Source organism: Phocaeicola sp. GP0067, assembly GCF_031119655.1.
Lineage (GTDB): Bacteria > Bacteroidota > Bacteroidia > Bacteroidales > Bacteroidaceae > Phocaeicola > Phocaeicola vulgatus.
On the sequence record NZ_JAVHZY010000015.1, the window covers coordinates 100,728 to 111,388 of the forward strand.

Annotated in this window: 13 protein-coding genes; 7 read left to right on the forward strand and 6 right to left on the reverse strand. The window is 41.9% G+C overall.

The window, feature by feature from the left end:
• Positions 1 to 215 precede the first annotated feature (215 nt).
• The 7 genes from ndk (at position 216) to folE (ending at position 5,488) form a co-directional block, all read left to right on the forward strand.
• The gene (gene ndk, locus RE317_RS12830; protein ID WP_005840793.1) at positions 216 to 680 is read left to right on the forward strand and encodes a nucleoside-diphosphate kinase; all 465 of its coding nucleotides are present in this window, start codon (positions 216 to 218) and stop codon (positions 678 to 680) included.
• Between the two features lie 22 nt (positions 681 to 702).
• On the forward strand, positions 703 to 1,593 hold the full coding sequence (locus RE317_RS12835; RefSeq protein WP_005840796.1) for a M23 family metallopeptidase: 891 nt from the start codon (positions 703 to 705) through the stop codon (positions 1,591 to 1,593).
• Positions 1,594 to 1,706: 113 nt separating this feature from the next.
• Positions 1,707 to 2,249: a DUF1599 domain-containing protein gene (locus tag RE317_RS12840; protein WP_005840798.1), complete on the forward strand. Its 543-nt coding sequence runs from the start codon at positions 1,707 to 1,709 to the stop codon at positions 2,247 to 2,249.
• Positions 2,239 to 3,540, forward strand: coding sequence for a BT_3928 family protein (locus RE317_RS12845; RefSeq protein WP_008667399.1), 1,302 nt, complete (start codon positions 2,239 to 2,241; stop codon positions 3,538 to 3,540). Before RE317_RS12840 ends, RE317_RS12845 begins: the two co-directional genes overlap by 11 nt.
• Positions 3,541 to 3,570: 30 nt before the next feature.
• Positions 3,571 to 4,326 carry a triose-phosphate isomerase gene (gene tpiA, locus RE317_RS12850; RefSeq protein WP_005840803.1) on the forward strand — a complete coding sequence of 252 codons (756 nt, stop codon included), beginning with the start codon at positions 3,571 to 3,573 and terminating at the stop codon, positions 4,324 to 4,326.
• A gap of 105 nt (positions 4,327 to 4,431) precedes the next feature.
• Complete coding sequence (locus RE317_RS12855) at positions 4,432 to 4,890, forward strand: SPOR domain-containing protein (protein ID WP_005840806.1); 459 nt, start codon at positions 4,432 to 4,434, stop codon at positions 4,888 to 4,890.
• Between the two features lie 4 nt (positions 4,891 to 4,894).
• A complete protein-coding gene (gene folE, locus RE317_RS12860; protein WP_005840808.1) occupies positions 4,895 to 5,488 on the forward strand; it encodes a GTP cyclohydrolase I FolE in 594 nt (197 codons plus the stop codon).
• A gap of 12 nt (positions 5,489 to 5,500) precedes the next feature.
• On the opposite strand, the gene dnaG is transcribed toward folE, so the two are convergent.
• The 6 genes from dnaG to RE317_RS12890 all read right to left on the reverse strand — a co-directional run.
• Entirely contained in the window at positions 5,501 to 7,576 is a 2,076-nt protein-coding gene (gene dnaG / locus RE317_RS12865) for a DNA primase (RefSeq protein ID WP_005840811.1), read from the reverse strand.
• Between the two features lie 77 nt (positions 7,577 to 7,653).
• Positions 7,654 to 8,655 carry a malate dehydrogenase gene (locus tag RE317_RS12870; protein ID WP_005840814.1) on the reverse strand — a complete coding sequence of 334 codons (1,002 nt, stop codon included), beginning with the start codon at positions 8,653 to 8,655 and terminating at the stop codon, positions 7,654 to 7,656.
• Between the two features lie 243 nt (positions 8,656 to 8,898).
• Positions 8,899 to 9,189, reverse strand: coding sequence for a transcriptional regulator (locus RE317_RS12875; protein WP_005840816.1), 291 nt, complete (start codon positions 9,187 to 9,189; stop codon positions 8,899 to 8,901).
• A gap of 10 nt (positions 9,190 to 9,199) precedes the next feature.
• Positions 9,200 to 9,787, reverse strand: coding sequence for a hypothetical protein (locus tag RE317_RS12880; protein WP_008781471.1), 588 nt, complete (start codon positions 9,785 to 9,787; stop codon positions 9,200 to 9,202).
• A 29-nt stretch (positions 9,788 to 9,816) separates the two neighbouring features.
• Complete coding sequence (locus RE317_RS12885; protein ID WP_005840821.1) at positions 9,817 to 10,065, reverse strand: 2TM domain-containing protein; 249 nt, start codon at positions 10,063 to 10,065, stop codon at positions 9,817 to 9,819.
• A 254-nt stretch (positions 10,066 to 10,319) separates the two neighbouring features.
• A partial coding sequence (locus RE317_RS12890) for a hypothetical protein (protein ID WP_303266249.1) occupies positions 10,320 to 10,661 on the reverse strand: 342 nt, incomplete at its 5' end.

Here is a 10,661-nt window from a genome sequence, read left to right on the forward strand (position 1 = left end):
GTTACTGCATTGTTAAAAGCAAGGATATATGTTGCATAACATGTTTGTGGCGTTTCCCCTTTATTTATAGAGGTTTCTGAACATTTTATCGAAGCATTGTATATAACTTACATACAAAAAGAGTTAAAGAAGTTCCTTCTTTCTCAAGGAAAATCTTTATCTTTGGAAGAATTTTTGGAAAAAGCACAGTATAAACCTTAAATGAACCCAATATTATGATGGAAAAAACGCTGGTTATTTTGAAACCTTGCACTCTGCAGAGGGGCTTGGTGGGTGAGATTATTAATAGATTTGAAAGAAAAGGCCTGCGTTTAGCCGGAATGAAAATGGTTCAGTTGACGGATGAAGTGCTTAGCGAACATTACGCTCATTTGAGTTCAAAGCCGTTCTTTCAGCGAGTGAAAGATGCAATGATGGTTTGTCCTGTTATTGTATGCTGCTTTGAAGGTGTGGACGCTGTCCAAGTAGTGAGAACATTAACCGGTCCTACTAACGGACGTCTGGCGGCTCCCGGTACTATCCGTGGAGATTACAGCATGAGCTTTCAAGAGAATATAGTTCATGCTTCCGATTCGCCGGAAACCGCTGAAGTGGAACTTAAACGATTTTTTAAACCAGAAGAGATATTCGAGTATAAGCAAGCCGTGTTCGGTTCCCTTTATGCTAATGACGAATATTAAAAAGAAAAACCTAAAAAAACGGATGATTTTGAAATGTGTTAAAGTAGTCGCAGCGGCAGCCTTCGCCCTGGTTAGCCTGAATGTGTCAGGACAGGATCTGTTGGCACGCCAGGCACCTATTGACCGAAAATTGAAAGCAGTAGATTCTGTTGCATTGATTCGTCAGATAAAGGCGGAAAAGTCAGCTTATCCTGCATATAGTCTCTACCCTAATTGGAGTAACGAGCGTGTACACGCTTATGGTAATACTGTTACTATTCCTGATACATTCCGTATTGATATGACCGGTTTCCGTATGCCGACAGAACACACAAAAATAACTTCTAAATTTGGTCCCCGTCGTCGTCGTATGCACAATGGATTGGATATAAAAGTATATATAGGTGATACGATCCGTGCAGCTTTCAGTGGAAAGGTACGTATGGTGAAGTATGAACGCCGCGGATATGGAAAATATGTGGTGATTCGTCACGAGAATGGATTGGAAACAGTATATGGTCACTTGTCAAAGCAGATTGTGGATGAGAACCAGTACGTAGAAGCAGGAGAACCTATCGGATTGGGTGGAAACACCGGACGTTCCACCGGGTCACATCTTCATTTTGAAACGCGTTTCTTGGGACAGGCCATTAATCCGGCATTGTTATTTGATTTTGAGAAACAGGATATTGTAGCCGATTCTTATTTGTTCAGAAAAGGTAATAACAGATACCAGCGTAACAGGACTAATAGTAAGAATGTGAATTTGCTTGCTTCATCAGATGGTACTATCCGTTACCATAAGGTAAGAAGTGGGGATACATTGAGCCGCATTGCACAGAAAACAGGTACATCTATTGATGCTTTATGCAAGTTGAACCACATTACCCGCAGAACTATTCTTCGTCCGGGACAAGTGTTAAGATGTTCTTAAGCTTTAGTTAATTAAGAAATATAAAATAGGGCGGGAAAGAGTATTCTTTTCCGCCTTTTTGTTTACGCTTAAGCAGAAAAATGCGTAACTTTGCCGCCTAATCATAGAGTGTGATGAAAGATACGAAACAACAATTTGAACATGTGATAGCTATTTGCCGTGATTTGTTTGCGAAAAAACTGCACGATTACGGTGCAGCATGGCGTATCATGCGCCCTTCATCTGTTACCGATCAGATATTTATCAAGGCAAACCGTATTCGTAGCATTGAAACCAAAGGGGTGGCGATGGTGGATGAAGGTATCCGTTCGGAGTTTATCGCTATTGTAAATTATGGAATAATCGGCTTGGTCCAATTGGAACTGGGATATGCTGAAACGGATGACATGACTGAAGAGCGTGCTTTGGAATTGTATGACCGGTATGCCAAACAGGCTTTGGAACTGATGTTGGCCAAAAATCATGATTATGACGAAGCGTGGCGCAGCATGCGTGTCAGTTCGTATACTGATTTGATTTTGATGAAAATCTATCGTACCAAGCAGATTGAAGGTCACGATGGAGCTACATTGGTATCAGAGGGCATTGATGCCAACTATATGGATATGATTAATTATTCTGTATTCGGATTGATCAAGTTGGAATTTGGAGAGTAAACAGTTACATAGTATCATTGGAATCTGGACAAACGCCTGCCGTTTTTTGCTGGCGGCAGTATTTATATTTTCCGGTTTTGTCAAAGCGGTAGATCCGCTGGGTACTCAATATAAAATTCAGGATTATTTGGAGGTTTTCGGTTGGGCTGCTTCGGTGCCTGCCTTTCTTCCGTTTCTGGCGTCTGTATTGCAGGCAATGGTCGAGTTTTGTTTAGGAGTATATCTTTTGTTTGGTATCCGCAGGAGAATGACCACCTTGTTTGTTGTGCTTATCATGGGGGTGATGACTCCGCTCACCTTATGGTTGGCTCTTTCCAATCCGATATCGGATTGTGGATGTTTCGGTGATGCTGTGACTTTGACTAATTGGGAAACTTTTGGGAAGAATGTACTTTTGTTGATAGCGGCGGTGTCCGTTTTTAAATGGGGAAACCGTATAACTCCTTTGGTGACCAAGCGTTTCGATTGGTTGGTGGCTATGTATACGTTTCTCTATATTTCGGGGATGACTTTGTATTGTTACCGTGAGTTGCCTGTCTTTGATTTCCGCCCTTATCATATCGGGGCAGATATACGTAAAGGGATGGAAATTCCGGAAGGAGAGAAGCCTACTGTTTATGAGACCCGTTTTATTCTTCAAAAAGATGGAGTGGAGAAAGAGTTTACATTAGAAAATTATCCTGATAGCACATGGACTTTTGTGGATTCCAAAACGATGGTGAAGGAACAAGGATACGAACCGCCTATTCATGACTTTTCCATTATTCGTCAAGAAGACGGGGAAGATATAACCGATGAAGTACTGGATGATGATAATTATACCTTTCTGTTGGTGGCGCATCAGCTGAGCCAGGCGGATGATAGTACCATTGACCTGATAAATGAACTGTATGATTATAGTGTGGAGCATGGATATCAATTCTATTGTCTTACCTCATCACCCGATAGTGATATTGAAGACTGGCAGGAGCGTACGGGAGCCGAGTATCCTTTCTGCCTGATGGATGACATTACACTGAAAACCATGATACGCTCTAATCCCGGACTGATGTTGCTGAAGAACGGAGTGGTTATAAACAAGTGGAGTGTAAATAGTCTGCCCGATGAATATGTGCTGACCGACAGGCTGGAAAAACTGCCTTTGGCACAAATCAATGAAAAGACTTTCAGTCATAAAGTGGTGCTGGTATTGGCATGGTTTGTCTTTCCGTTGTTGTTTTTCAGCATGGTGGATGTCATTTGGGAGCATTTTCATAGGAAAAAGAAATTGAAAGAGAATCGAACAAAATAATTTCATTAACCCTTTAATAAAACAAACAAAATGAGAAAAAACATTGTTGCAGGAAACTGGAAAATGAACAAGAACCTTCAGGAAGGTATTGCTCTGGCAAAAGAATTGAATGAAGCTTTGGCTGCTGACAAACCTAATTGTGATGTGGTAATCTGTACTCCGTTTATTCACTTGGCTTCTGTTACTCCTATTGTTGACAAGGCTGTAATTGGTGTAGGTGCAGAAAACTGTGCAGATAAAGTATCAGGTGCATATACCGGTGAGGTTTCTGCTGAAATGGTAGCTTCTACAGGTGCTGAATATGTAATTCTGGGTCACTCGGAACGTCGTGCTTACTATCACGAAACTGTGGAAATCCTGGAAGAAAAAGTTAAATTGGCTTTGGCTAATAACTTGAAGCCTATCTTCTGCATCGGTGAGGTATTGGAAGAGCGTGAAGCTAACAAACAAAATGAAGTAGTTGCTGCTCAGTTGGCATCGGTATTCTCTTTGTCTGCCGAAGATTTTAGTAAGATTATCTTGGCTTACGAACCGGTTTGGGCTATTGGTACAGGTAAGACTGCTACTGCTGAACAGGCTCAGGAAATCCACGCGTTTATCCGTTCTTTGATTGCCGACAAGTATGGTAAAGAAGTTGCTGATAATACTTCAATCCTTTATGGTGGAAGCTGCAAGCCTTCTAATGCTAAAGAATTGTTTGCTAACCCTGACGTAGACGGTGGCTTGATTGGTGGTGCTGCTTTGAAAGTTGTTGACTTCAAAGGCATTATCGATGCATTCAAATAATTAATTTCATCACAGATTACTCAAGCTTACACAGATAAAGAATCATAAAATCGTCTGTGGAAATCTGAGTAATCTGTGATGATTTACTTAAATTCATAAAACGACATGAGATACATTTTTATCCTACTCTTTTTGAGTCTCGGACTTTCCGCTTTGGCACAGCAGAACATAGTAGAAAGCTTGCAGCGTAACCGTGCCGGAGAAGGTACTGTAACCATCCGTCAAGATCCTAAAATAACAGGCTTGATTGGTAGTATCTATACAGGGAATGTTACGGGAGGTGAGCAGAAAATGTTGAAAGCCAGAGGGTATCGGGTTCAGGTCTATGCAGGAAACAATTCGCGGGTGGCTCGTAATGAAGCTAATAATGTGGCTGCCAAGGTGAAAGAGGAGTTTCCCGATATGCCTGTCTATGCCTATTTCCAGCCTCCTCGTTGGCTGTGTCGTGTAGGTGATTTCCGCAGTATTGAGGAAGCGGATGCCGCCATGCGCCGTCTGAAGGCTACCGGTGTTTTTAAAGAAGTATCTATTGTTCGTGAACAAATTAATATTCCCCTGGACTAATAACATGGAAGAACTATTGCATCCCGAATGGTCAGCAGAGAAAATTGAACAGTTGAAAGGCCATTATCAGAGTATTTTATCCCTATTGGGTGAAGATGTAGAAAGAGAAGGATTGCTGAAAACTCCTGAGCGCGTAGCCAAAGCTATGCTGACATTGACACGCGGTTATGAACAAGATCCGCATGCCATTTTGTTGGGAGCTAAATTCAAAGAAGAGTATAGTCAGATGGTTATCGTGAAAGATATTGATTTCTTCTCTTTGTGCGAACACCATATGCTTCCGTTTTATGGAAAGGCACATGTTGCTTATATTCCCAATGGTTATATCACCGGTTTGAGTAAGATTGCCCGGGTAGTGGATGTGTTTTCTCATCGGTTGCAGGTACAGGAACGTATGACACTGCAAATAAAAGAATGTATTCAGGAAACCTTGAATCCGCTGGGAGTGATGGTAGTGGTCGAAGCCAAGCACATGTGCATGCAGATGCGCGGGGTGGAGAAACAAAATGCCATTACTACTACTTCTGATTTCACTGGTGCGTTTAACCAGGCTAAAACACGTGAGGAATTTATGAATTTGATACGGCATAACCGATAAGGAGTTATGCCTTTATTTTAGTACTACCCGGTCGCCGGCACGCTTGGCCATAATTTTTTGTAATTCACTTAATTCTTTAAAGTGGGCCATAACTTCAAGGCATTTATCGGCATTGGCTACTACTTCAGGTTTGTTCAATGCTTGCAGCGTATATTTCATATCCTCTTCTAATATGGCAAGTTTGAAGTCGATAAGTTGGTGCGGTACCAATTCGTGTAAGCGTTCTTCATCTTTAACCATCGCTTGTGAATTGCTTTTACTCAGTTGGTAACGATCATTTATCATATCTGCCGCCAGTTTGCTGATTGTAGGATCGGGATGAGCCAGAAAATAACGCTCTGCCGTGAAGTTGGGGTCATGCAGATGAGCTTCTGCTTCTGCCAGTATTTTCCGGTGCAACGGATTATGGAACTGTAATTCATCCTGTTTCAAATCCATAGAAATATATTCTATCACAGTAAGAGGAGTTTCCGTATTTTCTTCCGTTTCTACATAGCACATGACTTTCTCTCCGTGGCGTATCAAAGTTTGAAGCAGTAACTGCTCTTTTACATAAAAAACGTACTTTTCCCGTCCTTCTTGGGGAATATACGATTGATATCCCGCTTCTGCTTCTGCAGGAGGAAACGGAGGGGGAACATTATCATCCACGCCTAGGGGGGGCATATCGGCAGGAGGTATGCTGCCGGCAGGAAAAGGAGTATCCGCTGGAGGCAGAGAGCCGGTAGTGGCGGATGCGTCTTTTTCTTTCTTGATTTGTTCCAGATAGTTATCATCCCGTTGAAGCAGATGCTTTTTGATCTCGTCTAAAATAATTTGCTCGTTTACGTTCAAGAGGGTAGCACATTCTGTCAAGCAGGTATATCGAATTACTTTATCCGGAATCAGTCCGATACTTCGTGCCATGTCCGATATCAATCCGGCCCGTTTGATGGGGTCCCTTTGTGCGTCTTTTAGTAAAAGGTTGGTCTTGAAACGGATAAAGTTCTCTTCGTGATCATCAATGTATTTTCTGAATTCCGTGGCATTGTGTTTTCTGGAAAAACTATCGGGATCATCTCCGTCAGGCAGAAGCAGCACTTTGATATTCATGCCTTCTGCAAGTAACATATCGATGCCTCGGATACTTGCTTTTATACCGGCTTCGTCACCATCATATAATAAGGTGATATTGGAGGTGAAGCGGTGTAGCAACCGGATTTGTTGTTCGCTCAATGCTGTACCCGAGTTGGCCACCACATTCTCCAGCCCGCACTGGTGCATGGCAATTACATCGGTGTATCCTTCTACCATGTAAACACAGTCGGCTTTTACAATGGCAGCTTTAGCCTGATAAATGCCATATAGTTCTTTTCGTTTACTGAAAATTTCGGATTCGGGCGAATTGACGTATTTTTGGTTTACTCCCTTGGTACGGCTGTCCAGTACACGTCCGCCGAAGCCAAGCACTTTTCCGCTGATGTTAAACCATGGAAATATCACACGTCCCCAAAAACGGTCGCGTAAACTGCCATCTTCTTTTTCGTAGCATAGTCCGGTCTTGAGCAAAAATTCTTTTTTATATCCTTTTCGCATGGCTTCTTGTGCCAATGCGTCAGGAGCGGTAGTGCTGTATCCCAATTGGAATTTCTTGACAATATCGTCACGGATGCCCCGTTGGCGGAAATAAGACATGGCAATGGCTTTTCCGTCAGCGTGATTGTAGAGGATATTTTGAAAATAATCGCGGGCAAACTCATTGACAACAAAGAGACTTTCCCGTATATTTTGTACTTGTTTCTCCTCATCGGTCAATTCGCGTTCCTTTATTTCTATATTGTATTTCTTTGCCAGCCAGCGTAGTGCTTCGGGATAGGTCATCTGCTCGTGTTCCATAACGAAATGGACAGCATTTCCACCTTTGCCACAGGCGAAGCATTTGCATAATCCTTTGGCCGGTGATACATAGAATGAAGGGGTTTTGTCATCATGGAATGGACAAAGTCCGACAAAATTCACACCGCGTTTCCGCAGAGTGACAAACTCGGATACCACATCTACAATTTGTGCGGCATCCAGTATCCGGTCTATGGTGGGTTGGTCTATCATTGCGAGTGCGAAGATACAAAAAAAACATCGCCAAGGGTGAACCCGGCGATGTTTTTAACGGAATATTGTAATCAGAATTATTTAATATAAGGATTCAGTTTGTTCCATTCGGAAACTGGAGGAAGTACTCCCATAGCAATCACTTCATCACGCAAAGCACAAAGATGTGCATAACTTTTTTCTAATGCGGCTTCTTCTTCGGGCGTGCCTTTCACTTCTTTTAAGTGGCAGCCATCCTTGGTGATGGAAGTTTCCCAGGCCATCATGATATGGTCGAACTTACCATTGGATACGTAAGTTCCTGCAGGCCAGCGGAATGGTTTTCCTCCCATAGCGGCGGCAATCATTTCGATAGAAACATAGGACGGGCTTTGGAAAGAAGAGCGGCCGCGCAGGTTGATGATGTTTGCACCGCCTTTAGTTACTTTTTGTTGTATTTCGGTCCATTGTTCTTTTGTCAAAGCATCAGTGCCGATGATATCAAGTAATGCTTTTCCGTTTACTTTAGCGGTAGAAGCATAAACAGCCATCTGCTCACCATGACCGCCATATGTGCGGCAGTTTTCTACGTTATCCATAGCGATGCCGAAATGCTTGGACAATTCGCTGCGCAAGCGTGTAGAGTCAAGAGCGGCAAGGGTTGTAACTTGTGATGGTTTCAAACCTGAATATAATAAGGTGATCAGACCGGTGATATCAGCCGGATTGAAAATAACCACGATATGTTTTACGTCCGGACAGTAGGCCTTTACATTTTTTCCGAATTCTTCAGCGATGGCTGCGTTTCCTTTCAGCAAGTCTTCACGGGTCATGCCGGCTTTACGTGCCGCACCACCTGAGTTTACAATATATTTAGCATCGGTCAAAGCTTCCTTGATATCGGAAGTGAATGTGATGTTCATGCCTTCGAAACCGCAATGGTATAGTTCTTCTGCCACACCTTCCAGGCCGGGAGCGTATGGGTCATACAAACAAATATTGGGAGTAAGACCCATCATGATAGCAGTTTGAGCCATGTTCGATCCAATCATTCCGGCAGCGCCTACGATTGTCAGCTTTTCATTCGTTACAAATTCCATAATTCTATTATTTAAAGTTTGTATAATATAAACACTTTTGTGGGAGAGGATGTTCTCTCTTCCGGGTACAAATTTACAAAACCTTTTATTATGGTGTTTATTCTAAAAAATTATATGGGATAATAGAAAGTTATCCCATATAATCATCTTGGGATGGTAAGTTCCAGAATACTTGTCAATCAAGATGTTAAACAGTATTTATTCAAACAGGTTTGTGGATGTGACAAATAATGATATGATCTGTTATGTATTTATGTTTATATAGCTTTTTAATGCGTCTACATATTCTTCAAAGGCTTCAAGCCCTTTTAGTGTAATCTTACAAATGGTACAAGGCATTTTCCCCTTGAAAGTCTTGATGACTTCTACATAGCCAGCCTTGTTCAGCTTGTCTATTTGCACACTCAGATTACCTGCCGTCGCTCCTGTCTGTTGTTTCAGATAGCTGAACTCGGCCTCTTCCACTGAAACCAGTATGGACATCACGGCAAGTCTCAGTTCGGAATGTAGTAATGGATTCAATTCTTTGAACATAGGCGCAAAGTTACGATTTTTTTTGTTTACGGGCAGCATGATTCAATACATGTCCCGGAATAACCATCATGAAAATAAAGACAGGAGCGAAGATTAATATCTGGTTTGGACCTGGATAAAAAAGGCATCCGATGGAGCTTAACGCTCCCAGTGTGCCGCAAATAGTGACAGTTTTATAACCTACCACCAGTCCTGTTAGTGTAGTCCCCATGCCCATCAGCAGAAGGATTATGAACAGGATGGGAAGTTGCCAGAAAAACATGGCGAGCATGGATATCAGAAAGCCGGTTATGCCGAATACCAACCAAATATAATTGATTACTTTGTCCAAATGAGTCTTGATACCCGGCTGCTGATTACGTGTAGAGAGGTAAGTTCCTGTTCCTGCGATGATAGGGAGTAAGAACCATAGGTATTGCCAATAATAATTCCCGGTAGTTACTACCAGAAACCAGACCAGCAGGCTGACAAAGAGGGTGGTATATCCCCAAAAGAGGAATGGCATGCCACAATTGGTTTCTAGCCTGTTTTTTGTATTCTGAATCATTTGAGCGATGAGTTCCAAACTCTCTTTCTCATTCAATTTTCTTTCTTCCATACTGTTTTTTCTTTTTAGTTTGTGATTGATTAATATTTGATGCTTTTTTCTATGGCTGTCATCAGCAAGCTGATTCCCCAGCCTGCTATCACCCATAGTACCCACCAGTAGTGTGGACTGGTAAACCAGTTTATAGCTATAAGAAACAGGTTTATTACCACATAATAGACTAATGACCAAGTGAGCCAATTCCAAAAATGACGGGCACTTTGCCGGCATGCTGCTTCGATTTGTTCCTGGGTTGGAACTGTCTTTTCGTTGTTTTGGTTTGTTTTCATAGGCTTTATTTCTTACTTATGGTGATATAAAGTTAGTGGTCTGTGCTATACTTTCAGTAGCAAATCTCGGAATAGCTAGTGTGGCGCATGCCAGGATAGTGGCACGCTTCTTGTAAAATATTGTGTTTGTTTTCATTGTTATGATGTTTTATAGGTTGAATGACAAAAGTTTATTTTGCTTAAATACTTTACAAATGTAATATAGTTTATAATATAAACCAAATTATTATAGAACTTTTTTCAAATAATAATTATCAAGTGTATATGTGCGGTAGAGGGGGAGGTGCAAAATATGTAGTCTTCTTTATGAATTTTACATTCAGACTCTGGTTGGCGCGTACTTGAATAAGGACATTCTTCTCTGCTTTTTCTTTCCTGGAGTTTTTCAGCAGTGGCAATAGTTTTTGAAAACTCACTTGTGTGTTGTGTATATCGTACTGCGTTTTTCGTAGCTGTTTTCCTGTCCATTCCTTGCCCTGCCCTGGCTTGCGGTGTCCGATTGTCCTTCGGGCTTGCTTCTTTTCCGTCTTTTCTTGTTTTCCGTCTGCTGTTTTCGTATGGGCCCCTTCCTTTTTTCCGTCCTTATACGCGCGTGC